This is a genomic window from Pseudomonas sp. 50_B (assembly GCF_017491625.1).
Classification (GTDB): domain Bacteria; phylum Pseudomonadota; class Gammaproteobacteria; order Pseudomonadales; family Pseudomonadaceae; genus Aquipseudomonas; species Aquipseudomonas danubii.
The window spans coordinates 111,721-137,525 of record NZ_JAFGYX010000017.1 but is presented as its reverse complement, the minus strand read 5'-3'; the positions used below and the strand labels follow the sequence as shown (position 1 = coordinate 137,525).

Annotated in this window: 27 protein-coding genes; 19 read left to right on the top strand and 8 right to left on the bottom strand. The window is 62.0% G+C overall.

The window, feature by feature from the left end; all coding sequences use genetic code 11:
- Positions 1-125: 125 nt before the first annotated feature.
- Positions 126-737 carry an FMN-dependent NADH-azoreductase gene (locus tag J5M73_RS22575; RefSeq protein WP_102863516.1) on the bottom strand — a complete coding sequence of 204 codons (612 nt, stop codon included), beginning with the start codon at positions 735-737 and terminating at the stop codon, positions 126-128.
- A 130-nt stretch (positions 738-867) separates the two neighbouring features.
- Between J5M73_RS22575 and J5M73_RS22570 the strand changes: the two genes are divergently transcribed.
- Positions 868-1,776: a LysR substrate-binding domain-containing protein gene (locus J5M73_RS22570; RefSeq protein ID WP_102863515.1), complete on the top strand. Its 909-nt coding sequence runs from the start codon at positions 868-870 to the stop codon at positions 1,774-1,776.
- Positions 1,777-1,787: 11 nt separating this feature from the next.
- Positions 1,788-2,132 (top strand): MmcQ/YjbR family DNA-binding protein, encoded by a 345-nt coding sequence (locus tag J5M73_RS22565; protein WP_180988578.1) that lies wholly within the window; start codon positions 1,788-1,790, stop codon positions 2,130-2,132.
- Here J5M73_RS22565 and J5M73_RS22560 read toward each other — a convergent pair.
- Both J5M73_RS22560 and J5M73_RS22555 read right to left on the bottom strand, forming a co-directional pair.
- Entirely contained in the window at positions 2,129-2,551 is a 423-nt protein-coding gene (locus J5M73_RS22560; RefSeq protein ID WP_102863513.1) for a DUF1294 domain-containing protein, read from the bottom strand. The two genes, J5M73_RS22565 and J5M73_RS22560, sit on opposite strands and share 4 nt — an antisense overlap.
- Positions 2,548-3,378 carry an undecaprenyl-diphosphate phosphatase gene (locus tag J5M73_RS22555; protein ID WP_207816176.1) on the bottom strand — a complete coding sequence of 277 codons (831 nt, stop codon included), beginning with the start codon at positions 3,376-3,378 and terminating at the stop codon, positions 2,548-2,550. The genes J5M73_RS22560 and J5M73_RS22555 overlap by 4 nt, the downstream gene beginning before the upstream one ends.
- 295 nt (positions 3,379-3,673) lie before the next feature.
- Between J5M73_RS22555 and J5M73_RS22550 the strand changes: the two genes are divergently transcribed.
- The 9 genes from J5M73_RS22550 to J5M73_RS22510 all read left to right on the top strand — a co-directional run bounded on the left by J5M73_RS22550 (position 3,674) and on the right by J5M73_RS22510 (position 11,785).
- The gene (locus J5M73_RS22550) at positions 3,674-5,308 is read left to right on the top strand and encodes a methyl-accepting chemotaxis protein (protein WP_102863587.1); all 1,635 of its coding nucleotides are present in this window, start codon (positions 3,674-3,676) and stop codon (positions 5,306-5,308) included.
- Positions 5,309-5,396: 88 nt separating this feature from the next.
- Entirely contained in the window at positions 5,397-5,960 is a 564-nt protein-coding gene (pnuC, locus tag J5M73_RS22545; protein ID WP_102863511.1) for a nicotinamide riboside transporter PnuC, read from the top strand.
- On the top strand, positions 5,957-6,481 hold the full coding sequence (locus J5M73_RS22540; RefSeq protein ID WP_102863510.1) for an AAA family ATPase: 525 nt from the start codon (positions 5,957-5,959) through the stop codon (positions 6,479-6,481). The genes pnuC and J5M73_RS22540 overlap by 4 nt, the downstream gene beginning before the upstream one ends.
- Before the next feature lie 333 nt (positions 6,482-6,814).
- The gene (locus J5M73_RS22535) at positions 6,815-7,267 is read left to right on the top strand and encodes a hypothetical protein (RefSeq protein WP_102863509.1); all 453 of its coding nucleotides are present in this window, start codon (positions 6,815-6,817) and stop codon (positions 7,265-7,267) included.
- A 1-nt stretch (position 7,268) separates the two neighbouring features.
- On the top strand, positions 7,269-7,847 hold the full coding sequence (locus J5M73_RS22530) for an adhesin (protein WP_102863508.1): 579 nt from the start codon (positions 7,269-7,271) through the stop codon (positions 7,845-7,847).
- A gap of 63 nt (positions 7,848-7,910) precedes the next feature.
- Positions 7,911-8,906, top strand: coding sequence for a heme utilization protein (locus tag J5M73_RS22525; protein WP_102863507.1), 996 nt, complete (start codon positions 7,911-7,913; stop codon positions 8,904-8,906).
- A gap of 64 nt (positions 8,907-8,970) precedes the next feature.
- On the top strand, positions 8,971-9,651 hold the full coding sequence (locus J5M73_RS22520; RefSeq protein ID WP_102863506.1) for a C39 family peptidase: 681 nt from the start codon (positions 8,971-8,973) through the stop codon (positions 9,649-9,651).
- Positions 9,652-9,700: 49 nt separating this feature from the next.
- Positions 9,701-10,435 carry a hypothetical protein gene (locus J5M73_RS22515; protein ID WP_102863505.1) on the top strand — a complete coding sequence of 245 codons (735 nt, stop codon included), beginning with the start codon at positions 9,701-9,703 and terminating at the stop codon, positions 10,433-10,435.
- Between the two features lie 54 nt (positions 10,436-10,489).
- Positions 10,490-11,785, top strand: a complete 1,296-nt coding sequence (locus J5M73_RS22510; RefSeq protein WP_102863504.1) for a hypothetical protein — start codon at positions 10,490-10,492, stop codon at positions 11,783-11,785.
- 69 nt (positions 11,786-11,854) lie between these two features.
- On the opposite strand, the gene J5M73_RS22505 is transcribed toward J5M73_RS22510, so the two are convergent.
- The gene (locus J5M73_RS22505; protein ID WP_102863503.1) at positions 11,855-13,180 is read right to left on the bottom strand and encodes a sigma-54 dependent transcriptional regulator; all 1,326 of its coding nucleotides are present in this window, start codon (positions 13,178-13,180) and stop codon (positions 11,855-11,857) included.
- A gap of 353 nt (positions 13,181-13,533) precedes the next feature.
- On the opposite strand from J5M73_RS22505, the gene J5M73_RS22500 reads away from it, so the two are divergent.
- Positions 13,534-13,800: a hypothetical protein gene (locus tag J5M73_RS22500; protein WP_102863502.1), complete on the top strand. Its 267-nt coding sequence runs from the start codon at positions 13,534-13,536 to the stop codon at positions 13,798-13,800.
- Positions 13,801-13,983: 183 nt separating this feature from the next.
- Here J5M73_RS22500 and J5M73_RS22495 read toward each other — a convergent pair whose 3' ends face one another.
- The 4 genes from J5M73_RS22495 to paaY all read right to left on the bottom strand — a co-directional run bounded on the left by J5M73_RS22495 (position 13,984) and on the right by paaY (position 19,150).
- Positions 13,984-16,131 carry a phospholipase C, phosphocholine-specific gene (locus J5M73_RS22495; protein ID WP_102863501.1) on the bottom strand — a complete coding sequence of 716 codons (2,148 nt, stop codon included), beginning with the start codon at positions 16,129-16,131 and terminating at the stop codon, positions 13,984-13,986.
- A gap of 241 nt (positions 16,132-16,372) precedes the next feature.
- Positions 16,373-17,383, bottom strand: a complete 1,011-nt coding sequence (locus J5M73_RS22490) for an adenylate cyclase (RefSeq protein WP_102863500.1) — start codon at positions 17,381-17,383, stop codon at positions 16,373-16,375.
- A 185-nt stretch (positions 17,384-17,568) separates the two neighbouring features.
- Positions 17,569-18,492 (bottom strand): phenylacetic acid degradation operon negative regulatory protein PaaX, encoded by a 924-nt coding sequence (gene paaX / locus J5M73_RS22485; protein WP_102863499.1) that lies wholly within the window; start codon positions 18,490-18,492, stop codon positions 17,569-17,571.
- A 64-nt stretch (positions 18,493-18,556) separates the two neighbouring features.
- On the bottom strand, positions 18,557-19,150 hold the full coding sequence (gene paaY, locus J5M73_RS22480) for a phenylacetic acid degradation protein PaaY (protein WP_102863498.1): 594 nt from the start codon (positions 19,148-19,150) through the stop codon (positions 18,557-18,559).
- Positions 19,151-19,598: 448 nt separating this feature from the next.
- Here paaY and paaG point away from each other — a divergent pair, with 448 nt between their 5' ends.
- From paaG to paaE, 7 genes are all read left to right on the top strand, one after another.
- Positions 19,599-20,390, top strand: coding sequence for a 2-(1,2-epoxy-1,2-dihydrophenyl)acetyl-CoA isomerase PaaG (gene paaG / locus J5M73_RS22475; RefSeq protein WP_102863586.1), 792 nt, complete (start codon positions 19,599-19,601; stop codon positions 20,388-20,390).
- A gap of 188 nt (positions 20,391-20,578) precedes the next feature.
- On the top strand, positions 20,579-21,898 hold the full coding sequence (paaK, locus tag J5M73_RS22470) for a phenylacetate--CoA ligase PaaK (protein WP_102879242.1): 1,320 nt from the start codon (positions 20,579-20,581) through the stop codon (positions 21,896-21,898).
- Positions 21,899-22,075: 177 nt separating this feature from the next.
- A complete protein-coding gene (gene paaA / locus J5M73_RS22465; protein ID WP_102863496.1) occupies positions 22,076-23,065 on the top strand; it encodes a 1,2-phenylacetyl-CoA epoxidase subunit PaaA in 990 nt (329 codons plus the stop codon).
- A 29-nt stretch (positions 23,066-23,094) separates the two neighbouring features.
- Positions 23,095-23,376 carry a 1,2-phenylacetyl-CoA epoxidase subunit PaaB gene (paaB, locus tag J5M73_RS22460; protein WP_060843646.1) on the top strand — a complete coding sequence of 94 codons (282 nt, stop codon included), beginning with the start codon at positions 23,095-23,097 and terminating at the stop codon, positions 23,374-23,376.
- 8 nt (positions 23,377-23,384) lie between these two features.
- Positions 23,385-24,146 (top strand): 1,2-phenylacetyl-CoA epoxidase subunit PaaC, encoded by a 762-nt coding sequence (paaC, locus tag J5M73_RS22455; RefSeq protein WP_102863495.1) that lies wholly within the window; start codon positions 23,385-23,387, stop codon positions 24,144-24,146.
- The gene (gene paaD, locus J5M73_RS22450) at positions 24,133-24,663 is read left to right on the top strand and encodes a 1,2-phenylacetyl-CoA epoxidase subunit PaaD (RefSeq protein ID WP_207816173.1); all 531 of its coding nucleotides are present in this window, start codon (positions 24,133-24,135) and stop codon (positions 24,661-24,663) included. The genes paaC and paaD overlap by 14 nt, the downstream gene beginning before the upstream one ends.
- A gap of 28 nt (positions 24,664-24,691) precedes the next feature.
- Positions 24,692-25,768, top strand: a complete 1,077-nt coding sequence (gene paaE / locus J5M73_RS22445) for a 1,2-phenylacetyl-CoA epoxidase subunit PaaE (RefSeq protein WP_207816172.1) — start codon at positions 24,692-24,694, stop codon at positions 25,766-25,768.
- Positions 25,769-25,805: the final 37 nt, after the last annotated feature.

The window sequence follows — 25,805 nt, the reverse complement described above, 5'->3', positions numbered from 1 at the left end:
ATAACCTGGGCCAGCAACACTGGAAACGCCCACAAAAAAACTCCGCATTCTGATCACTTCAAGCAGTCATCAGAATACGGAGTCTAGTGGCGCTTGCCGTGCCGGAAAGCGTCTTTACACAAGCCTTACGCCGCGGCGAAAAGCTGCTCGCTGATCTGCGCCTGGGCGTCGCTCATGGCTTTGTTGCGCACGTCTTCACCGTACCCCAGGCCGTGAGCGCGAACGAACTCGATATCGGTGATACCGAGGAAGCCGAACAGCACCTTGAGGTAGTCCTCATGAGCCGCGCCAGTGGCCTGGCCGACGTGCAAGCCGCCGGAGGTGGAGACCACCAAGACCTTCTTGCCGCCGCACAGGCCTTGCGGACCGGCTTCGGTGTAGCGGAAGGTCTGGCCGGCCACGGCGATGCGGTCGATCCAGGCCTTGAGCTGGGTCGGGATGGTGAAGTTGTACATGGGCGCCGCGATCACCAACGCGTCGGCGGCCTGGAATTCGGCCAGGGCCTGGGCGCTGAGTTCGGCTTCGTGCTTTTGCGCCGCATCACGCAGCTCGGCGGCGGTGCCGGCGGCCACCAGGGTCGCAGCGGAGAAGTGGCTGATGGCATCGCCGGCCAGGTCGCGATAGGTCACTGCCAGGTCAGGCTGGGCGGTTTTCCAGGCCTGGACCACGGCGTGGCTCAGTTGGCGGGACGCCGAGTTGTCACCCAGGATGCTGGAATCGATATGCAAGAGTTTCATGTGGGATCTCCAAGTGAGGACCGCCGCTGGGCGATCGGATGCTGGCAATCCTACAGATGAATTCAATAGCTGATTAGTCGGCATAAATGCGATAGTTCGTCCTACCAATAGGACAGTCGAGCCTTTCCCCATGCAAGACCTCAACGATCTCTATTACTTCGCCAAAGTGGTGGAAGCCGGTGGCTTCGCCGCCGCCGGGCGCCAATTGGGCATTCCCAAGTCGCGTCTGTCGCGGCGCATCGCCGAACTGGAGGAGCGCCTCAAGGCCCGGCTGCTGCAGCGCACGACCCGGCAGCTCAAGCTCACCGCCGTGGGCGAGCGCTACCTGCGCCATTGCCAGGCCATGTTGCTGGAAGCGGAGATGGCCGACGAAGCCGTGGCCAGCATGGCCAGCGAGCCCCGGGGACGCCTGCGAGTGTCGAGCCCGGTGGGCCTGGCCCATGAGTTGCTGACGCCACTGGTGAGCAGCTTTCTGGAGAAATACCCGCAGGTGCAGCTGGAGATGCTGTTGCTCAACCGCCGTGTCGACCTGGTGACCGAAGGCATAGATGTGGCCCTGCGAGTACGCGAGCAAGGCGACGAAGACCCTTTGTTGGTCACCCGGCGCCTGCGCCCGGCGCAGACGGCGATGGTCGCCTCCCCGGCCTTCCTGCGGGACAACCCGGTGACCCACCCGCAAGACCTGAGGCACCTGCCCATACTCGGCGCCCTGGAGGCCGACCGGCTGGTACACCTGCGGCTGCTGGATCAACAGGGCAACGCCTGCGACCTGGCCCTGGAAGCGCGCCTGGGCATCGATGACTTCATCGTCCGTCGCGCCTGCGCCCTCGCCGGCCTGGGCTGCACCGTGCTGCCGATGCTGTACTGCGAGGCCGAACTGGCCAGCGGTCAGCTGGTGCAACTGCTCCCCCAGTGGTCACTACCCGGCGGCTGGCTGCAAGCGGTGTATCCTCACCGCCGGGGTGTGCTGCCGGCCGTGCGGGCCTGGATCGAACACCTGAGTGAATCCTTCGAACGTTGTGGAGAACGTGCCCTGTGAAAGCTGCAACCCTGAATGAAGAGCAAGTGGCGCAATTCTGCCTGGGCCTGCCAGGCGCGCGGGAAGACTACAAATGGGGCGGCGTGCGGGTGTTCTCGATTGCCGGCAACAAGATGTTTGCGTTGCAGAACCTGCGGGGCGAGTCCCTGGCCTTCAAGGTCGACCGGGAACTGTTTCTTGGCCATGTCGACCGTCCGGGCATTGCCCCGGCGCCCTACCTGGCCCGGGCTCACTGGATCATCATGCACAGCCCCTACCCGCTGGGGGCCGTTGAACTCAAGGCCCTGCTGCAAGCGTCCCATCAATTGGTGGTGAGCAAGCTGCCCAAGCGCACCCAGGTCGGCCTGCTGCTCTAGAACAGGCTCAGCAGGCCGCTTTCCAGGAACAACCGATCAATCCAATAGACCTGATGCAAGGCCACGATCAGCCAGAACAGCGTCTGATAGGACACCTTGCGGGTCTTGTGCCGCAACAGTTGCTGAGCCAGCAAGGCACCGGGCCAGCCACCGGCCAGCTCCAGAGCGTGCAGGACCTTCTCCGGCGTGCGCTGCCCCTGGGCCCTGGCCCGGCGCTTGTCGTGCCAGTACAGCAGGAAGGTCAACAGGCTGACGGCGCCATAGGCGACCAGGGGGATGATCGAGACTGCTCGCCACCACAGGGATAACGAGCCGAACAACGGCAGTGCGCACAGCAGGCCCCCTACCAGCAACTTGAGCTTCAGATTGTGGATGTGCGCGCCACTGCCGGCGCGCGGTTCGCTGCGGCCCGTCGTCACGGCTTAACTGCCGTCCAGTCGACCCAACCGAACTGCCAGGTCGCCAGGATCAGCAGGCCGAAGGCAATGCGATACCAGGCAAACGCCGCATAGCTGTGGCTGGCAATGAACTTCAGCAGGCCCTTGACCGCGATCATGGCAAAGATGAAGGCCGTGACGAAGCCGATGGCGAACACCGGAAAATCAGCCGGCTGGAACAGATCGCGGTACTTGTAGCCGGAGTACACCGCGGCCCCCACCATGGTGGGCATCGCCAGGAAGAACGAGAACTCGGTGGCGGTCTTGCGCGACAGGCCGAACAGCAGCCCGCCAATGATGGTCGAGCCGGAACGCGAGGTCCCCGGGATCATTGCCAGGCATTGGGCGCAACCGACCTTGAGCGCGTCCTTCCAGGTAATGTCGTCCACCGTCTCGGCATGTACCTGATGCTGCCGGCGCTCGGCCCACAACATGATGATGCCGCCAACCACCAGGGCCGAAGCCACGGTGATGGCGTTGAACAGGTAAGCGTGAATCAGGTCGGCGAAGATCACCCCCAGCACCACCGCTGGCAGGAAAGCGATCAGCAGGTTGACGGTGAAGCGCTGGGCCTTGGGTTGGGTGGGCAAGCCCAGCACCACATCGAAGATCTTGCGCCGAAATTCCCAGACAACCGCAAGAATCGCCCCCAGTTGAATGATGATGTTGAAGGCCATCGCCCGCTCGCCCCCGAAGTCGAGCAAGTCGGCGACGATGATCTGGTGCCCGGTACTGCTGATGGGTAAAAACTCGGTCAGGCCTTCGACAATCCCAAGTATCAATGCCTGCGCGGCGGTCCAAAAATCCATCAATCCCCCATAAGGCGATGCTCCAGGCATGCCTCTTTTTTAAGTATTCAAAGCCATTGCTGCGACGAGCGTAGCCGAGTTTTCGGCGCCCATAAGATCAACACAAACCTATGAAAATTCTGTGAAAAATTCAGAAAGGTTCAGGTTTTGCGTGAAGGCGCCGAAATCCTAACAGACAGGCGCAAAATGCGCCTGTGGTGTTATTGGACTTCCGTAGGGTTGGCGCTCGAAGGCAGGCGTGCTTGGATGCTCACGGCCTTTTATGACAAGAACAAGAATCTGGAGTGACCGGATGATGAATAGCTTACGCAAGATGTCCATCAGTCAGCGTTTGTGGCTGATCCTGATCGTGGCGGTGCTGACCCTGGTGACCCTGGGCGTGATGATGCTCAAGCAGATTCATGGCGACCTGTACCAGGCCAAGGCGCAGAAGACCCAGCACGTGGTGCAGACCGCCGCCGGCGTGCTCACTTACTACCAGGGCCTGGAAGCCGCCGGCAGCATGAGCCGCGAACAGGCGCAGAAACAGGCGCTGCAGGTGATTCGCGGGCTGCGCTACAACCAGAACGACTACTTCTGGATCAACGATCTGGCGCCGGTCATGATCATGCACCCGGCCAACCCCAAGCTCGACGGACAGAACCTGGCGGCAGTCAAGGACCCGGACGGCTTCGAAGTGTTCAACGAAATGGTGGCCCTGGCCAAGTCCAAGGGCGCCGGCATGGTGGACTACCGCTGGCCCAAGCCCGGGGCCGAGCAGCCGGTGCAGAAGACCTCCTATATCCAGCTGTTCCAGCCCTGGGGCTGGATCATCGGCTCCGGGATCTACATCGATGACCTGCAACAGGAGTTCTATGCCCAGGTACTGCGGGCCTCCTCTGTCGGCCTGGTGATTGCCCTGCTGATGGCGGGCCTGGTGGTGCTGATCGTGCGCAGCATCGTCAGCCCGCTGCGCGAGACCGTTCACGCCATGGCCAATATCGCCAGCGGCGAAAGCGACCTGACCCGCAGCCTGGATACCCATGGCCAGGATGAAGTCACCGAGCTGGCCCGACACTTCAACGGTTTCACCGCCAAATTGCGTGGGGTCGTGACGCAGTTGCAGACCAGCGCCGCGGCCCTGGAACAGTCCTCCAGCGAGCTGGGCAGCAATGCCGCCGAGGCCCAGGAGCGCAGCCAGCAACAGTCCCAGCAGATGGAACAGGTGGCCGCAGCCATCAGTCAGGTCACCAGTGGCGTTCAGGATGTTGCGAAGAATGCCGAGCACGCCGCCAGTGAAGTGCGCGAGGCCGAAGCCCAGGCCCAGCAAGGCCAGGTCAATATCGACGGCAGCCTGCAGCAGATCGATCAGCTGTCGAGCACCATCGATCAGGCGGTGGAAGTGATTCGCACCCTGGCGGCAGAAAGCACCCAGATCGGCACCGTACTGGAAGTGATCCGCTCCATTGCCGAACAGACCAACCTGCTGGCCCTGAACGCCGCCATCGAGGCGGCCCGGGCCGGGGAACAGGGTCGGGGTTTTGCCGTGGTGGCCGACGAGGTGCGCCTGCTGGCCCAGCGCACCCAGCAATCGACCGCAGAAATCCAGGGCATGATCGAGCGCTTGCAGAATCACTCGGAAGCGGCGGTCAAGGTGATTGGCGACAGCAGCCGCGCGTCGCAGTTGACCATCGAGCAGGCAGGCCTGGCCGGTACCAGCCTCAATGCCATCGGCCAGGCGCTGCGGACCCTCAACGGCCTGAACGCCTCGATTGCCAGCGCCACCCTGCAACAGGCCCATGTGGTGGAAGACATCAACCACAACGTCGGCCAGGCGGCAGGCCTGTCCCAGGGCACCGCTCTGGCGGCCCAGCACTCCAGCGCCGCCAGCCGCCACCTCAAGGAGCTGTCGGAACAGCTCAATGGCCTGCTGCGTCAGTTCCGCGTCTGAGTCACTTCAGGGTCTGGGCCCCGGGCTGACGCCCAAGGCCCAGACTGGGTACAATCCGCCCCCTCCTCCACTTCCCCAAGGAACCGCCATGTCCGGGCTTGAACTGTTTGCCGCTGCGCTAGGCGTCATCGCCGTCTGGCTGACGGTTAAACAGAATCCCTGGTGCTGGCCCATCGGCCTGGTCATGGTGTTGCTCTACAGCTGGATTTTCTACGAGGTCAAGCTCTATTCCGACATGCTGTTGCAGGTGGTCTACGCCGTGCTGCAGCTCTATGGCTGGTGGCAGTGGACCCGTGGCGGCGACCAGCATCAGGGGCGCCCGGTCAGCCAGTTGCAGCCCGTCGGCTTGCTCCAGGGTCTGGCCCTCGGCGTACTGGGCAGCCTGATGCTGGGAGCGGCCATGGCCCACTGGACCGATGCCGCGCAACCCTGGCTCGACGCCGCCCTGACCGCCTTCAGCCTGGTAGCCCAATGGTGGATGGCGCAGAAGCGCGTGCAATGCTGGCCGCTGTGGATCGCCGTGGATGTGATCTTCGTGGGTCTGTTCATCTACAAGGAGCTGTACCTGACCGCGGCCCTCTACGCCCTGTTCACCCTGCTGGCGGTCCAGGGCTGGCGCACCTGGCGCGCCGACCCGGCGTTGCAGCCGTGAAGGTACTGGTGCTGACCGGCCCCGAGTCCAGTGGCAAAAGCTGGCTGGCGGCCGAGCTGCAAGCGCACTTCGGCGGCATCCAGGTGGGTGAGTACGTGCGCCACTTCATCGAGCAGGAGTGCCGCGATACCTGCCTGGCGGACATCCCCGAGATCGCCCGTGGCCAGTTGGCCTGGGAAGACCAGGCCCGGGCCCGGCAACCCGCCCTGCTGATTCTCGACACCCACCTACTGAGCAACCTGCTGTGGAGCCGGACCCTGTTCGGCGACTGCCCGCCGTGGCTGGAAACCCAGTTGCTGGCCCGGCATTACCACCTGCACCTGCTGCTGTCCCCGGAGGATGTGGCCTGGAGCGACGACGGTCAGCGCTGCCAGCCGCAACTGGCGCAGCGTCAGGCTTTCTTCGACGCCACGCAGCAGTGGCTGGACCTGCACGCGCAGCCTTATCGGGTCATTCGCGGCGATTGGCAGGAGCGCCGGCAGCAAGCCTTCGCCCTGGTTCGGCAACTGCTGCTGGACTGATCCCGCCGCAGGTGCGCGCCCCCCCAGAGTGTCCATTCCTGAAACACTCCCCTGGCGATCAGGCCGCCATTTTCGGGGGCGGCGCCCACTGTCGGCGAAACTGTTGCGCCACTGATACACCCCCGCAGCAACCCTTGTTCCAGAGCATTGTCCCGCTTATGGCCAATGGCCGTCGGTGGCGCCTGTCTCAATCCTGAAACACCTGCTGCGCCCTTTCCCCCCCAGCATTTTCCCAACCCATTGATTCTTCGCAAGAAATCAAAAGCGGCACGGCTTCTGCTCTCTCCCTCTCAACGCTGACTAGGGCCAGCACTGAGAAGAAGGAATACCGCCGTGGGGACTCTGAACAAAAGTTTCACCCGCCTACTGCTGATCGGTTGTGCCGTCAGCGCGGTGTCCAGTCTTCCGGTTCTGGCGGCGGGCAATGGCGAGATCATCATCCAGCGCACCTTACAGGCACAGCCCATTGGCCGTGCGCCTCTGCAGAAAGACCCCAATCCGGTTTCGGTCAATACCAACCCTTCGGCGTTGGTCAATCAGATGACCGGCAATGAAATGACCGATGGCGATTTCGCCGGCATCAGGACTGGCGCGCTGATCCGCGGCACCGTGCTGTCCGGCAACAGCGGTGTACCGGGGATGCATGTCCTGAGCAACAGCAATGGCCATGGCCTGCCAGGCATGGCAGTGGGTCATGGTGGCGGTGCCGGGGCCAGTATTTCCGGCTCGATCAATCGGAGCATCAACACCGGCATGGCTCCCTTGAAAAATATCGGGGGCCAATAAGATGAATCACTCAGTCCTGTTCCTTGCCTTGCTCGCCTGCTCCGGGGCCATGGCCGACTCCGCCAATCAAGCCGCCGCCACCTCCAGCATCCAGAACTCCGGCACCGGCTACACAGGCAACTTCAACGTCAACCAGGCCGCCGGCGACCAGCAACAACAGACCAACGTGCGGGCCATTGCCATCGGCACCAACGCCACGGCCACCACCAGCGTCAACCAACGCATCACCACGCCAGCCGACCGCTCGGTCAATACCAGCAGCACCATCGGCGGCAACTCTTTCAGCAACGGCAGCGGCGCACTGGGCGTGAACCAGTCGGCCGGGGCCAACAACCAGATGGCCAATGCCCTGCGGATCAGCATCAGCGCCAATCCGCAAAGCATTGACGACAGCGCCCTGTCCCAACAGAACGTGGCGCTGTTACCAAACTCGGGAGCAACTGGCGCTCAACAAGGCAGCCGCCAGGTCGTTACCAGCGACCAGGCCTTCACCGGCAGCCGTGGAGTGATTCAGGTGAACCAGAGTGCCGGGGTGGGGAACCGAATGGCTAACACCCTGAGCATACGGGTCGCAGATTGACCCCTCGTAGTGCAATTAGAAAGTACCAACACTTAACCAACTAATAAGCACCGGAGAAACACCATGAAACCTACAATGGCTCTCAAACCACTGGTTTTCGCACTGGCCGCAGTCATGGCAATGGCCGCCCAGGCAGGTGGAAATAACAACGGTCACAACGGCGGTCATGGCAATGGCCATGACGATCATGATAGAGGTCCAGACCTCGGCACTCTGCTGCAAATCACCGCTGGGGCCGGTGCTGCAGTGATCGACGTGCAGACCAGCACCTCCAACGTGGTGAAAAACCAGGGCACCAACAACAACGCCAAGATGGACAGCTCCCTCAACAACTCCAACGGCAACATGGGCGCCAACGTCGCCGCCGGCGACGGCAACCAACAAGACAACGCCGCTGCTCTGGCAACCGCTGACGAAAGCTTCATCTTCGGCAGCGCCGTGGCGGCTTCCAGCGCCACCCAGATCAATAGCAACAACCATGTGAAAAACTCTTCGACACAGAACAACGCTGTGTTGAACAACTCCGGCAACAACGGTTCCGGCAACATCGGCATCAACGTCACCGCCGGCAACTTCAACCAACAGAAAAACAACCTGGCCATCGCCGTGTCCGGCGGCCGCGTGGCAACCGCAGCAGCGGCGGCCAACCAGTCCTCGACCAATCTGGTCGTAGAGAACAAAGGCGTCCAGGCCTACAAAAAAGACACCCTCTCGGGCGGCTTCGTGGCCTACGGCACCTATAAAGGCACCGGCAGCGGCAAGATCGAAGGCGACGATCATCACGGCGGCGGCTATGGCAACAACAACCGCGGTGGTGGTCACGACAACGACGATCAAAAATTCACCTTCAAGGAACAAGGCACCATCGAACTGGCTGGCTACTGGACCCAGCAAGTGCTGACCAAAGACGGCTGGAAAAACCCAGTGGTCAACAACGCCAGCATGACCAACTCGATGAACGGCTTCTCCGGCAACGGTGGCGCCAACGTCTCGGCCGGTGTGGGCAACCAACAAAGCAACTCGCTGTCCATCGCCGCTGGCTGCAAAGCCTGCATGTAATCGCGATCGTAACGAAAGCCCCGGAAACGGGGCTTTTCCACAGTCCGACTCAGGCGTAACGATCATGCGTACTGCGATCCTCTCCCTCCTGCTGTGTCTCTGTGTTCCCGTTGAGGCTGCACAGATGGCCGTCGCCGGCCTGCCCGGTGGCAACCTGATCTTCAAACAGGTGCAGAGCGTGCGTGAACGCAAGTTCAGCGACATCGTCGAGCAGAAGACCGACTTCAGTTGCGGCGCCGCCGCGCTGGCGACCGTTCTGCGCCAGGCCTACTGGCTTGATGTCGATGAGGAGCACGTCATCAAGGGCATGCTGGTCAATTCGGATCAGAATCTGGTCCGCACCCAGGGTTTCTCCATGCTCGATATGAAGCGCTACGTGGAAAGCATCGGCATGCGCGCCCGAGGCTACCGGATTCCGCCCGACAAGCTCGAAGCGGTGACCATTCCGGTGGTGGTACTGATGGACATTCGCGGCTACAAGCACTTCGTGGTGATGCAGCGCGCCCAGAAAGGCTGGGTCTACATCGGTGATCCGGTGTTGGGTCACAAGCGTTACACCCATGAAGATTTCGTCAAAGGCTGGAATGGAATCGTGTTCGCCATCATCGGTCCCGGCTACGACAAGACCAACGCCTTGCTCGACCCGCCTGCCCCGCTGACCGCGAAAAACAAGCTCGATGGATTCTACCCGGTCAAAGACTCGGACCTGATGGACTTCGGTTTCATTCAGAGCGACTTCTTCTAGGAGCCCGAACAATCATAAAGGGGCAGGACGCTCCGGGAGCAGCAAGCAGATGAAGACTTCATACTGGCTGGCCGCCGCTTGCCTGGCAGCAGCTCTTCCAGCCCATGCTGGTTTCAAGCCCGAACTTATCCAGGATCAGGAATTATCGCAGTTACGGGGTCGTTACGTGATGCCGGGGCGGATTATCAGCTTCGGCATCGTCATGAGCAGTACCTGGCGCAACGCCAGCGGTGACCTGATCGGTGCGACCACCTCGCTGCAGATCCAGCAAGCCACCATCAAACCGGAATTCTACGTCTCCACCATCACCCAGACCGGTGACGGCACCACGCCGCCCCCAGGCACCGGCAATGTGATCGGTGGTGCAGGCCTGGCCAGTGGCCAGGGCGTGACCCAGAGCGTGAGAGCCGCCGGGGATGGCAATTCTGCCTACAACAACATCAGCATCAATGTCACAGAGGCCAACCAGGCGCCCGCCTTGGCCGCTGGCGCCGGCCAGGCCTTGATGAGCGGCCAGACCATCACCGGCAGCAACGCCGCCGGTAGCGTGGCGGTATCGGCCCTCAATGGCGGTATCCAGATGGCGATACAGGCCAACGGCAATCAGGGCAGCGCCCTGCAGCAAGTGGCCCAGGGCAATCTGTTGCAGAACACCCAGTTGATGGGTAACAGCAACCTGGTCAACAACCTGACTCAACTCAATGTGGTGCTCAGAAACAACGGGCCGAGCAACGGTGTTTTGGACTGCAACCTGACAACGCTCGACGCTCTACGCAAATTCTGATCTTGAACTACGCTGATTCTCGACCATTGGGGTTCAAAAGGGACGGTTTATTTCATGTATCGATCGGTTTCACTGCGCGCAGTCATCTGTTTAAGCACTCTATTTCCAGCGGCGCTGGTTCAAGCCGCGCCGGATGCCGATGTAGAGACCCTGAAACGCGAACTTCTGGAGCTCAAGCAACGTTACGAAGTGCAGCAGAAGGCCCTGGCGGTACTGGAGCAGCGGGTCCGGCAGGTAGAAGATCAACCCGCGGCACCACCGCCCAAGCGCCTGGCCAAATCGCCAGCCGATCTCAGAGGCAATCAACAGGTTGCCGGCACTGGCGCCGCAGCGGCGTCCGGAGGAGCAGCCGGGGGCGCTTCCTACGGTCAGTCGCTCAAGGATGATTCGGCTCCGGCCCAAAGCGTCAGCAACCTGTACGACGAGGCCAGTGGCTTCTTCGGTGGCGGCAAGTTCAGCGTCGAGACCGGCTTGACCTACGCCCGCTACGACGCTCGGCAACTCACGGTCAACGGCTTCCTTGCGCTGGACTCGATCTTTCTCGGCAACATCAACCTGGACCGGATCAAATCCGATACCTGGACCCTGGACCTGACCGCTCGCTATAACCTCAACAACCGCTGGCAATTCGACATCAACGCCCCCGTGCTGTATCGCGAGTCCACCTTCCAGTCCGGTGGTGGCGGCGGTGCCGGCACCCAGACCACCGAAGAATCGGTGACCCGTGACCCGACATTGGGGGACGTGAACTTCGGCGTGGCTTACAAATTCCTCGACGAATCGGAGTTCTGGCCCGACGCCGTGGCCACCTTGCGAGTCAAGGCCCCCACCGGCAAGGAACCGTTCGGGATCAAGCTGGTGCAATCCGCGGGCAACAACAACCTGTACGTGCCTGAAAGCCTGCCGACCGGTAACGGTGTCTGGTCGATCACCCCCGGGATCTCCCTGGTCAAGACTTTCGATCCGGCGGTGCTGTTCGGCACCCTGGCCTACACCCACAACCTGGAAGAGTCGTTTGACGACATCAGTTCCACGGTTGGCAGCAAGACCCCTGGCAAAGTTCGCCTGGGCGACAGCTTCCAGATCGGCGCCGGTGTGGCGTTCGCCCTCAACGAGAAGATGAGCATGTCCTTCTCGGTGTCCGACCTGATACAGCGCAAGAGCAAACTCAAGCAGGATGGCGGCGATTGGCAATCGGTGGTTTCCAGCGACGCCAACGCCGGTTACTTCAACGTCGGCATGACCATTGCGGCCACCGACAACCTGACCATTGTGCCCAACCTGTCCATTGGCATGACCGAGGACGCCCCGGCCTTCACCTTCAGCCTGAAATTCCCTTACTACTTCTGATCCACCGGCAGAAACGCCAAGGCCCGCAGCGATTCCCCAATCGCAGCGGGCCCTGGCGTTTTTGCCGCCCTAGCGGATCTGGTGTTTGTGCAGCAAACGGTAAAAAGTCGGACGCGAGATGCCCAGTACCCGGGCGGCAACGCTGAGGTTGTCACTGTGCCGGTTGAGCACGTCGCACAGGGCCTGACGCTCGGCGCGGTGCTTGTAGTCCTCCAGGGTGCCCATGGGCAGTTCCTGGGCTTGCAGGCCTTGCAAGCCCAGATCACTGGCCTGAATCTGTCGGCCTTCGGCCAGTACCAGGCCCCGGCGCACCCGGTTGGCCAGTTCGCGGACATTGCCCGGCCAGTCGTGCTTGCCCATGGCCACCAGGGCGTCCTCACTGAAACTGCGTGGCCGGCGTCCGGTTTCCTGGCTGTAGAAGTGGGCAAAGTGGCTGGCCAGCATCCCCAAATCGCCATGACGCTCACGCAGTGGCGCGGTAATCACCTGCAGCACGTTCAACCGGTAATACAGGTCCTCACGAAAACGACCGCTGGTGATGGCCGCCTCAAGGTCCACGTGGGTCGCAGCCAGGACCCTGACATCCACCGGTATCGGCTGGCTGCCGCCTACACGCTCGATGTGCTTTTCCTGCAGGAAGCGCAGCAGATTGGCTTGCAGCTCCAGCGGCAGATCGCCGATCTCATCGAGGAACAAGGTGCCGCCATGGGCCGCCTCGATGCGCCCGACCTTGCGTTGGTGCGCCCCGGTAAAAGCGCCCTTTTCATGGCCGAAGAGTTCGGACTGGATCAGGTGTTCGGGAATCGCCCCGCAGTTGATCGCCACAAATGGCTTGTCGTGACGCTGGGACTGGCGATGCAGGGTACGCGCCACCAGCTCCTTGCCGGTGCCGCTCTCGCCGCGGATCAATACCGGCGACTCGGTGGGCGCCAGCTTGCTCAGCAGCTTGCGCAGGTCGCGGATGGGCCGGCTGCTCCCCAACAACTCGTGCTCGGGCTGGTCCACATGGACCGCGCCCTGGCCCCTAAGGCGGGCCATGCCGAAGGCCCGTCCCAGGGTCACCTGGACCCGGGAGACGTCGAACGGCAGGGTATGGAAGTCGAAAAACCATTCGCAGACAAAGTCACCGACCTTTTGCAGGCGCAGGACTTCCGGACTCAGCACCGCGATCCACTCGGTGCCGCTGTGGCTGATCAGGTCCTTGACCGCTTCCGGACGCTCCAGGTGAAAGGGTTGCAGGCGCAGCAAGCCGACATCGCAGGAGCGCTCGCGGGCAGACTCCAGGTCACAGCTGTCCACATCCCAGCCGATAGCACGCAGCCCGGGCAGAAGACGATGGCAGTCATCACAGGGGTCGACCACCAGCAAGCGGCGCTGCACGGGAGCTTCGAGCATGACTGGTCCTTGGCGCCAAAAGAGGGAAAAGTTATTAGAAACAGTGGTTTGGCAAACCTGGCTGTAACGTTAGCAAGAACTTGACGCTTGAATGTATCAATTGCTTATAGCGCTGCTTACCAAAGGAACTAAGGCGCTACCAGAACTTCGTCCCGAGCGACTGATTGTCGCAGTCATTTTTTAAGAACCCCGTAACTAATGGTGTTGTCACAGGGCCCACGTACGAAAGTTGTAAAAACTTGTTTTTCAGTGTGACCCGATCACTACCTCAGTGCATCAGTACAAGTGACCAGCCGAACGGTAAGCCCAACCGACGGCACATCATCTGATTGGGCACATAGAGAGAAGACCCCATGAACGCCCCGCTCCGTAGAAACGAAGCACTTTTGATCGCCGACCGCGCATTCAAGCCTTTTCAATGCGTGGCCTGGGCCCCACAGGACGGGAACGGCGAGCTCAGCCTGAGCGTCATCGACCGTACCAGTACCCGTATCGGTCACACCCAGATTCCCAGCAGTGCCTACTCCGATCCAGCCCAACTGGAAGACCTGCTCAAACAAGCCCGCGCTGAACTGAGCCAGGAAGGTTATATCTTGCAGTCCTGGGCCATGCCCAAGTAAGTGATGCTGTTAGCGGATCACCCGAACAGGTGATCCGCTATTTAGGCAAAACAACTAAGCACGCTATCTATTTTTCCCTCGCTGCAACTTTTATCTGTAGCGTAGTGGTTGTTTTCGCTAGTGCAGAAGCTGCACCTCCTCGCTATTTCCAACTAGTGTCCCTTGTGCTTCATCGATGCCCTCTCAGGGCCGCCCCATCAGCGGGTCACTGATACTGTGTGCCCCGGTTTCCAGTCGTCCGGCTACCCTGCGCAACCAGCCTGCGTCACTGCGCAGGGTCAAGTCATACCAGCCACCGCTGGACTCACAGGCGAAAACCTGGCGCACCTCTGCTCCCCCAGGCACGACCAGGGTCCATGGCCCCTGTTGGGTATAAGGGCAGCGATCGATAGTGACCGATACCCCATGCGCACCCGGATTGCTCAGGGTGAATTGCAGTTGGTTATTGCTGGACGTCACCAACAGCTCAGGCTGGAGCTGTTGCAGCTGGCCGCTGAAGCTGCGGTGGAAGCCATTGGGTCCCAATACCCACAGCTGGTAGCGCTCCACCACGGGCCAGCTGTCCTGCAGCGCCTTGCCGGCCTCCACCGTGTAGCGCCGCGGGATATCGCTCAGGTGCAGGCCGTCGTAGACATGCAACACCGCGCCCTGCTCGCCAGTGTTCTGCAGGCTCAGGGACAGGGTCTTGGCCTTGGGGTCCACCTGGCTATCGACATGCAGACGATAAGGCAGTGCCCGTGAAGGTCGGGCCAGCCGCGGCTGGTGCGGTGGCAACTGCTGGCTGGCCAAGGGTAGCGGCACCTGGAGCAGCTTCTCCTGGCGCTGGCGCAAACCGTCGGCGGCCTGCCGGGTGGTGGTCTGCAGCGCCGGTAATGGCTCATGGTTGGGGTCGACGAAATTCAACGCCGACGTCAGGTCGCCACATACCGCCCGCCGCCATGCACTGATGTTGGGCTCGCGCACGCCAAAGCGTTTTTCGAGAAATTGCAGCACCGAGGTGTGATCGAACACCTGGGAATTGACCCAGCCTCCCCGGCTCCAGGGAGACAGCACCAGCATCGGTACCCGCGGCCCGGGGCCATACACGCCGCCATCGGGCAGCGGTTGCTGGGTCGAACCGGGTGGCGCCGGATGCTTGAACAGTTCGCTGTCGAAACCCAGCGTGGACTTGCCGGCAAAGCTGCCATCCTGACGCTGGGAAGGTGCCGACGGCGACGGCATATGATCGAAGAAGCCATCGTTTTCATCGTAGGTCAGTAGCAGCACGGTCTTGCTCCAGACCTCGGGATTGCCAGTCAACGCCAGGAGAATCTCCTGGGTGAACCAGCCGCCCTGGACCGGACTCGATGGGCCGGGATGCTCGGAATAGGCGGCCGGCGCCACAATCCAGCTGACCTGGGGCAACTTGCCGGCCTGCACGTCATTGCGAAATCCACCAATGATCGCCTCCAGATTGCTGCCGCTGCTGGCCGGCAAGGTATTGCCATTGCCCTTGTACAGCGCAGCGACGGCGTTCAAGGCATCGCTGTAAGGCACAAAGGCATTGAAGTCCTTGGGCGGTTGGGCCGGATTGCCCACCTTTACGCTGGCGGCGCGGTACTGACGGAAGCCGGCCAGGGGGTTGTCGCCGAAATTGTCCGGCAGGTGCTGGTAAACCTTCCAACTGACACCCTGCTCTTCCAGGCGTTCGGGATAGGTCTTCCAGCTGTAGCCGACATTTACCGCACCCGGGCCATCCCATTCGTTGACCACCGCAGCGACCTTTGCCGCACTCGGGCCGTTGCTGCCGGTCCAGAGAAACAACCGGTTGGGGTTGGTCCCGGCGTGTACCGAACAGTGATAGGCGTCGCACAGGGTGAAGGTGTTGGCCAGGGCGAACTGGAATGGCAGCTCCTGCTCACGGTAATAACCCATGGACGTCGCTGTCTTGTGGGTCGGCCAGGCACTCATGCGGCCGTTGTCCCAGGCCGAATGGGCATCCACCCATGAATGAGGCGTGCCACTGACGCGCTGGGCGTTGCCTTTGCTGCTGTCCAGGTGATAGGGCATCACCAGCCGGCCCTTACCCTGTTGCTCCCAGACCGTGCGCTGACCGGGCAGTGGAATGGTAAAGCGGTCGCTGAAGCCCCGTACCCCGGGAAAAGTACCGAAGTAATGATCGAAAGAGCGATTTTCCTGCATCAGGATCACTACATGTTCGACATCCTTGATCGTCCCCGTACGGTTATTCGCCGGTATGGCCAGGGCTTGGCGAATAGCCAGGGGCAAGGATGAAAAAAATGAACCGATAGCGGCCGCTTGCAATAGCTTCCTGCGTGAAAGACTGGGCATGGGTCTTTGAATCCTTGTGGTTGCAGCGCGATATATGACGCTGCAAGCAAAAGTATTCATTTCAAATAACAAGGCAGTGACATTGCCATTGCAATTACATCAAGCCGATATTGCCCAGACCTGAGACTTCGCAAATACACCATGTTTTCAAGGTTGCAAAAGAATGTTTCATGAAGAAAACACCCGAGCCTGCAAACTTGTCATCAATGGCCAGGTCCAGAAACAATATCGACCCGTCGCCTTACTGAAGATTGTCCGCCACTTCATTGCGTTGAACCCGCAACGGATTGAACGCCAGCCGGATAAACTGCGGGTCCCGCGCGAGTTTGTAGTCCGGACCGACAAAGTACTCCTTGGCCCCCGGATCATGCTTGCCGAGATATAAAATCCAGGCGGTTGTAATACCGGCGAACTCGTTTTCCCGGACACTGCGCACCGGACTGAAATGGGTGGCGTTATGGGCCGTGGCACTCCATCCCGGCACCGCCTTGATCAACCCGCCCTGCCAGAGCCGCGGCCAGGCCCAGGCCGGCACCACCACATCCGCGGCCCCGGTAAGCACCAGGGTTGGGGTCTTGACGGTGGAGCCCAGGCCTATGGGCCCAGGTTCGATGGGCAGCGAGCCGATGTAGCGCAGCTGTGGATCGATGTCCTGCAAGGTGCCAGGCAGCAGGCTCGACGAAAGGATCGACGCCCCGCCGCCAGCGGAGTGCCCCGCCACTATGGTGCGAGACAGATCGACCTTGCCGAACAACGCTGAGGTTGGGTCCTGGTTGAGCTTGCTCAGCTCAAGGGCACCCAGGACATGCATGGTGGGCGCGGTATTGATGAAGTCGGAGGAGATGATCACGATAAAGCCGTAACTCGCCCACAGCCTCATCAAATCGGTGTATTGCCCCTGATTGGAAAGGATGCCGCCAACAAAGTTGACCACCGGCAACTTGTCCAGATTCCTTATATTGCTCGGATAATAAACACTGGTGGAAACCGGACTGGCAAATCCATAGGGAAAGGACGAATTACATTGAACGCTGTTGTCCAGCAGCATGATCCTCGCCAATACACCCAACAGACCGCGACAGTCACTCAAGACCGCATTGGTAGTGACCTTGTACGGCCCTGGAGACTTGGCATATTGATCATTGGCCAGCCCCAGTGCCGGAACAAGTTGCGAGGCACCGGCCAGACTCCCAAAAGCAACTAAGACTCCAGCCAAACATAGTTGCACTGCCACCTTGCGTATCGATCTCATTGATAGTTCCTTTATCTGCCTGCTTTCCCTGCAAGACCGGATACTCCCTCTGGCCGTGCACTCACTACTGCCAATCACCTGAACTTCATCTCACTGCAACAAGCCTGAAACACTCAGCCTTAGTTGCCCAGCGGACTCTGGCGACCCTAGAACAAGACAAATTCCAAGGTCAATCCTTATTCAAGCTAGAGCAGCCCACCGAAGCGCCGATAGAAGCTTTCCCCGACATCCGGTAGCGGGCCATCAGCGCTCTCCAGAGCCGTGGCCAGCCACTCCTCGGCCTTGGCCTGGATCAAGCGATAGATGTTGCGACACAGCTGGCGCGCTGCACGACCCTCCCAATCGCCGGGAAGCAGTTCGTCCGGCAACTGCGGGTCGCGCAGCAACAGCTTGCGGTACTCATGAATCAGCAGCAGGCGAGCCAGGAAACAGTCGGATGGTTGCAACTGCTCCTGTTCGCGCAGGGCCTGCCAGAGGGGGCGAAACAGTTGGATGAATTCACTGTAATGGGCTGCCAGTTCGTCAATGTTCCAGCTCTCGCGCACCTGCTGGCGCAGGGCTCTGGAGCCGAGCACGTCCTCGGGTGCAGTGGCAAAGACAATGGTGTCGTCCTGGGCACCAAGCTCCAGCAAGGTGGCATTGATATCGGCGCGATCGCTGCGCGGGCACGCCAGCATCAGCGGCGACATCGCGGCAAACCCTTGCCACTCCAACTCTTCACGCACTTGCTTGCGCAACTCCGGTTGCAATTGTCCGAGCATTACCAGGCTCCAGGAACCATCCCAGGCCGGCACACCGGCGCTATAGACCCGCTTGAACGCCTTGTCGAATCGCCGGCGACCGGCCAGGGTCAGGCTGTAGTAACTGCGGCGCCCGACCTTTTCGGCAGTCAGCCACCCCTCCTTGCTCAGGCGGAAGATCGAAGTGCGGATCAGCCGCTCGTTGATCCCCATGGGCTCCAGCAGTTGAATCAGGCTGCCCAGCCAGACGGTGCCGCCATGGGGTTCGATGGCATCGCCGTACAGGGTGATGATCAGCGAACTGGCGCGGATCGGGGTCTGCTCCTGAAAGCGTTTGATCAGGTGGTTCAGTGGCGCTAGGGACGACATGGGCGTACCGGAAAAAAAGGAAGGAATATAGCCGGTTTCAGGCCGTCGCAGCGGCCCGGGGTGTTCATTGGCCGGCCTTGGGACGAAAGCCACCGTCGGCGATTCGCGGCCGATCATCCTCGACCCCAGACAGCGGCTCACAGACTTGCATCTGCTCCAGGCAGCGACGGGTCAAGTGCTGGTACTCCCGAGTGCCGGCCAGCTTCCAGGCCACTTCCTCGTCGCTCAACTGACGCGTGACCCGCGCCGGCGCGCCCATCACCAGCGATTGCGGCGCGCATTCGAAACCGGCCTTGACCAGCGCCGCCGCCGAAACGAAGGAACGCGGCGCAATGAAGGCGTTGTCCATCACCACCGCATTCATGCCCACCAGCGCGTCGGCGCCAATCCGGCAACCGTGCAACACTGCGCCATGGCCGACATGGCCATTGCGCTCCACCACCGTGTCGCTATCGGGGAAACCATGCATCACACAGGTGTCCTGCAGATTGGCCCCCTCTTCGAGGACAATCCGGCCAAAATCCCCCCGCAGGCTGGCCAGGGGGCCGACATAGCAACGGGGGCCGACTATCACATCGCCGATCAGCACCGCCGAAGGGTGCACATAGGCACTGGGATCGACCACCGGAATCAAGCCATCAAGGCTGTAGCACGTCATGCTGCTTCCCTCTCTGATCAGCAGAAACTGCTGTTGTTGGAGCGGCTGGGGGGCGCTGCACTTGCCCGCGAATACAACGCCGAGAATGCGCGACGCCACCCAATCCAGGATACCGATACAACGCGGACGGCATTTTGTATCAGGTTATTCTCGGTACACAACCGTTCTCCAAGACACAGGCCTGGCTCGCCACAGGCGCCACAACCCGCAAAGCATAAAGGATACGGCCTCAATTGCCGGCCCAAGTCAGCATTCCGTCGACCTGCCGCCCCGAACAGAACACAGCTGAAGCCGAAAGATAGGACACATTAACAATCCATTAACCTTGATTTTATGTATCGCATTGGCGATATACTCGGCGAAAACCGGCTCCCGGGCCGACCCGACAATCGAGCCGGCAACCGGCCGTATCACTCCGAGGACATCCACCATGCCTCAACACCCGACCCTGAACTTTGCCACCATCCTGTTCTCCATCAGCGAGGGCGTCGCCCTCCTCAGCCTCAACCGTCCCGAACAGCTCAACAGTTTCAACCCACAGATGCATGGCGAGGTGCAGGCGGCCCTCAAGCACGTGCGCAACAACCCCGAGGTGCGGGTCCTGCTCCTGACCGGCGAAGGCCGCGGCTTCTGCGCGGGGCAGGACCTTGGCGAGCGCGACGTCGCCCCCGGCGATGCAGCGCCTGACCTGGGGGAATCCATCGAACAGTTCTACAACCCGCTGGTGCGTGAGCTGCGCGACCTGCCATTGCCGGTGATCTGTGCGGTCAATGGCGTGGCCGCCGGCGCTGGCGCCAACCTGCCCCTGGCCTGCGACCTGGTGCTGGCGGCGCGCTCCGCGAGCTTTATCCAGGCCTTCTGCAAACTCGGGCTGATTCCCGATTCCGGCGGCACCTGGCTGCTGCCACGGCTGGTGGGCATGGCCCGGGCCAAGGCCCTGGCCCTGCTCGGCAACCGTCTGAGCGCCGAACAGGCCGAGCAATGGGGACTGATCTACCAGTGCGTGGACGACGCCTTGCTGCGCGATGAAGCCCTGAGCCTGGCCCGACACCTGGCGACTCAACCCACCTATGGCCTGGCGCTGATCAAGCGCAGCCTGAATGCCAGCCTGCACAACAGCTTCGACCAGCAACTGGAGCTGGAGCGCGACCTGCAACGCCTGGCGGGACGCAGCGAAGACTATCGAGAAGGTGTCAGTGCCTTCATGGACAAGCGCCCTCCTGTGTTCAAGGGGCGCTGACATGGCCCCGCTGCGTCGTACCGCAGAAACTGCCGCAGTGGGTGCCGGGGCGTGGGCACCACCCTGATCCTCCAGAGGCGCCAGCCCGCGCCTGCAGAACTCCCCGCAAGCCCTTCGTGCCTCTTGCGGGTCATGCACTCAGAACCCGCAGTGACGGGTTGAACGACAACAACAATACGAGTGACACCATGAACATGCCGATAGCCAGAACCGTGCCCGAAGCGCCGCTGGACCCGATGGAAACCGCCAGCATCGACCACTTGCGCCAGCATCAGCTGGAGCGCCTGCGCTGGAGCCTGAACCACGCCTACGCCAACGTCCCCCTGTATCGCCAGCGCTTCGACGCCCTGGGCGTGCACCCCCAGGACATCCAGCGCCTGGAGGACCTTGCCCAACTGCCCTTCACCACCAAGTCCGACCTGCGGGACAACTACCCCTACGGCATGTTCGCGGTGCCCATGCAGGAGGTGGTGCGCCTGCATGCCTCCAGCGGCACCACCGGCAAGCCCACGGTAGTGGGCTATACCCGCAACGACATCGACACCTGGGCCCAGGTGGTGGCCCGGTCGATCCGCGCGGCCGGCGGCCGGCCCGGCGACAAGGTGCATGTCTCCTATGGCTACGGCCTGTTCACCGGCGGCCTGGGGGCACACTACGGTGCCGAACGCCTGGGGTGCACCGTGATTCCCATGTCCGGCGGCCAGACCGAGAAGCAGGTGCAACTGATCAAGGATTTCCAGCCGGACATCATCATGGTCACGCCGTCCTACATGCTCAATATCGCCGACGAGATCGAACGCCAGGGCCTCGATCCCCACAAGCTGGCCCTGCGCCTGGGAATCTTCGGCGCCGAACCCTGGACCGACGAACTGCGCAGCGCCATCGAGCAGCGCCTGGGCATCCGCGCCCTGGATATCTACGGGCTGTCGGAGATCATCGGTCCGGGAGTGGCCATGGAATGCGCCGAGACCCGCGACGGCCCGACCCTCTGGGAGGATCATTTCTACCCCGAAATCATCGACCCGCTGACCGCTCAGGTGCTGCCCGATGGCGAAATGGGCGAGCTGGTGCTCACCTCCCTGAGCAAGGAGGCACTGCCGATGATCCGTTACCGCACCCGCGATCTGACCCGCCTGCTGCCGGGGACGGCGCGACCCATGCGGCGCATCGACAAGATCACCGGGCGCAGCGACGACATGCTGATCATTCGCGGGGTCAATGTGTTTCCCACCCAGGTGGAGGAGCAAGTGCTCAAAGCCGTGCACCTGGCCCCCTGTTACGAGATCCATCTGTATCGCCACGGCAACCTCGACAGCGTCGACATTCACGTCGAGCTCAAGAGCGAGCATCAGCAACTGGGGGATGAACAGCAAAGGGCCATCTGCAGCGAGCTCAGTCGCCACATAAAGACCCATATCGGCATCAGCTCGCGTATCGTTTTACAGCCCCCCTTCAGCATCAAGCGTTCGGAAGGCAAGGCCTGCCGCGTGGTCGATCGCCGCAAGTAGCGTTGCCGCAAGCATTGGAGCCCCGTCATGACGGGGCTTTTTTTCGCCTGCCATTCAAGTTGTGAGGCAAAGCGATACAGAAACAAACATGACACGCTATTTTGTGTTTGATATTTATTTATGTATCACATATAAACATTCACAGCCTCACCCACACCTGCAACCCGGGAGACACTCATGTACGCACAGCTGGTAGAGACGGGGATCAAGCGCATCAAGCCGCTGGCAGAAATGTCCGAGCAGGAGCGCACCTTCCAGGAAAAAATCGACGGGGAAATCAAGATCGAGGCCAAGAACTGGATGCCCGATGCCTACCGCCAGACGCTGATCCGGCAGATCTCCCAGCACGCCCACTCGGAAATCGTCGGCATGTTGCCCGAAGGCAACTGGGTCACCCGCGCCCCGACCCTCAAGCGCAAGCTGCAACTGATGGCCAAGATCCAGGACGAAGCCGGTCACGGCCTGTACCTGTACAGCGCCATGGAAACCCTGGGCGCCGACCGCGACGAGGAAATCGCCAAGCTCCACAGCGGCCGGGCCAAGTATTCGAGCATCTTCAACTACCCGACCCTGAACTGGGCCGACATGGGCGCGGTGGGCTGGCTGGTGGACGGTGCCGCCATCGTCAACCAGGTGGTGCTGCAGCGCACCTCCTACGGCCCCTACGCCCGGGCCATGGTGCGCATCTGCAAGGAAGAGAGCTTCCACCAGCGCCAGGGCTACGAAATCCTCCTGACCATGATGCGCGAGGGCAACCAGGCGCAGAGGGAGATGGTCCAGGACGCCATCAACCGCCTGTGGTGGCCGGCACTGATGATGTTCGGCCCCAGCGACGAACACTCCCCCAACAGCGCCCAGTCCATGGCCTGGAAAATCAAGCGCCAGAGCAACGACGAACTGCGCCAGCGCTTCATCGACCAGACCATCCCGCAACTGGAATTGCTGGGCTGCACCTGCCCCGACCCGGAGCTGAAGTGGAACGCCGAACGCGGCCACTACGACTTCGGCGAAATCCAGTGGCAGGAATTCTACGAGGTGCTCAAGGGCAATGGCCCATGCAACCAGGAGCGCCTGGAAACCCGCCGCCGGGCCATCGACGACGGCGCCTGGGTGCGGGCCGCCGCCGTGGCCCACGCCCAGAAGAAAGCCAACAAGAACGCCGCCTGAGCGCGCCTGCCTGATCCGGAGTCAATCCCATGTCTGAATGGACCCTTTACGAAGTCTTCGTGCGCAGCAAGCACGGCCTCAATCACAAACATGTGGGCAGCGTGCACGCCGCCGACGCCGCCATGGCCATGACCAACGCCCGGGACCTGTACACCCGGCGCAGCGAAGGCGTGAGCCTGTGGGTGGTGCCCTCGGCGCAGATCGTTGCCTCCTCCCCGGATGACAAGGACCCGCTGTTCGATCCGGCCGACGACAAGGTCTACCGCCACGCCAGCTTCTACCAGCTGCCCCCTGAAGTCGGACACATGTGAGGCCGGCCATGAACCCTGCAAACGATCTGATCAACCACCTGCTGCGCCTGGGCGACAGCGCCCTGATCCAGGGCCAGCGCCTGTGCGAATGGTGCGGCCGGGCGCCGGCCCTGGAAGAAGAACTGGCGCTGATGAACGTCGGCCTCGATCTGGTGGGCCAGGCCCGCAACTGGCTGGACTATGCCGCCGAACGGCTGGCCGATGGCCGCGACGCCGATCACCTGGCCTTCCGTCGTGACGAGCGGGCCTACCGCAACCTGTTGCTGGTGGAGCAGCCCAATGGCGATTTCGCGGTGACCCTGCTCAAGCAGTTCTTCTACGACGCCTGGCACCTGGAAACCCTCAAGGGCCTGAGCCAGTCGGCGGACGAGCGGATGGCCGGCATCGCCGCCAAGGCCCTCAAGGAAGTCACCTACCACCTGCGGCGTTCCAGCGAATGGGTCGAGCGCCTGGGCGACGGCACCGAGGAAAGCCACCAGCGCATGCTGCAGGCGATCCCCCGGCTGTGGCGCTTCACCGGCGAGCTGGTCGAGCACCACGCCACGGAAATCGAGCTGCACCGGGCCGGCCTGTGGGCCGATCCGGTCCAGGTGGCCGAGGCCTGGCGCGCCACCGTCGAAACCCACTTCGCCCGGGCCACCCTGCCCGTGCCCGAGGCGCCGAGCCATTTCTACCTGGATGCACGCCGGGGCCTGCACACCGAGCACCTGGGCCCACTGCTGGCCGAGATGCAATTCCTGCCGAGGGCCTACCCCGATGCGGTCTGGTGAACTGATCGGCAGCGACCAGGGCGCGCGGAGCCTGCAACAGGGCGACCTGGACCTGGCCTGGAGCACCCTGGATCAGGTCATGGACCCGGAAGTGCCGGTGGTCAGCGTGCTCGACCTGGGCATCGTCCGCGACCTGGACTGGCAGGCCGGCCATCTGCAGGTGGCGCTGACCCCCACCTACTCCGGCTGCCCGGCCACCGAGGTGATCGAGAACGACATTCGCCAGGCCCTGGAACAGGCCGGCTTCAAGGCTCCGCGCCTGGTGCGCCAACTGACTCCGGCCTGGACCACCGACTGGATCACCGAGCGCGGTCGCCAGCGCCTGCGGGCCTACGGCATCGCGCCGCCCTCGGGCAGCAGCAAGCGCAGCCTGCTGGGGGACGCGCCCCAGGTGCACTGCCCGCAATGCGGCAGTGCCCACAGCGAGCGCCTCAGCGAGTTCGGCTCCACCGCCTGCAAGGCCCTGTACCGCTGCCGCGACTGCCTGGAACCCTTCGACTATTTCAAGTGCATCTGAGCCGCCCGCGCCTCAGAGGAGAATCACCATGAGCCAGTTCCACCGCTTGACCATCAAGGATGTACGCAGCGAGACCCGCGATGCGGTGTCCATCGCCTTCGAGATTCCCCGGCACCTGCAAGGGCAGTTCCACTTCACCCAGGGCCAGCATCTGGTGCTGCGCACCGAACTGGAGGGCGAGGAAGTCCGGCGCTCCTACTCCATCTGCAGCGGGGTGAATGACGACGAGCTGCGCATCGCGGTGAAACGCGTCAGCGGCGGGCGCTTTTCGGCCTTCGCCAACGACCGGCTCAAGCCCGGGCAGTCGCTGGAGGTCATGCCTCCGGCCGGCCGTTTCCATGTCGAGCTTGATCCGGCGCGTCACGGCCACTACCTGGCGGTGGCCGCAGGCAGCGGCATCACGCCGATCCTGTCGATCATCAAGAGCACCCTGGAAGGCGAGCCGCTGAGTCGCATCACCCTGCTCTACGGCAACCGCTCCAGCGCCTCGGCGCTGTTTCGCGAACAGCTGGAGGACTTGAAGAACCGCTATCTGCAGCGCCTGAACCTGGTGTTCGTGTTCAGTCGCGAACAGCAGGACATCGACCTCTACAACGGCCGCATCAACCAGGACAAATGCCGGCAACTGTTTTCCCGCTGGCTCGATGTCAGGCAACTGGACGCGGCCTTCATCTGCGGCCCCCAGGCCATGACCGAAACCGTGCGCGACAGCCTCAAGGCCGCCGGCATGAAGGCCGAGCGCATCCACTTCGAGCTGTTCCATGCCGCCGGCGACGGGCAGAAGCGCCAGGCCCGGGAAGCCGCCCGCGCCCAGGACCCGCAGGTCAGCCGGATCACCGTGATCAGCGACGGTCGGGCCCTGGCCTTTGACCTGCCGCGCAACAGCCAGAGCCTGCTGGATGCCGGCAACGCCCAGGGCGCCGAACTGCCCTATTCGTGCAAGGCCGGGGTCTGCTCCACCTGCAAGTGCAAGGTCATCGAAGGCGAGGTGGAAATGGACAGCAACCACGCCCTGGAAGACTACGAAGTGGCGGCCGGTTATGTGTTGTCCTGCCAGTCCTATCCCCTCAGCGACAAGGTGGTCCTGGACTTCGACCAGCCCTGAACCCAGCGTCGGTATGCGTGCCCCAGAACAACAACAA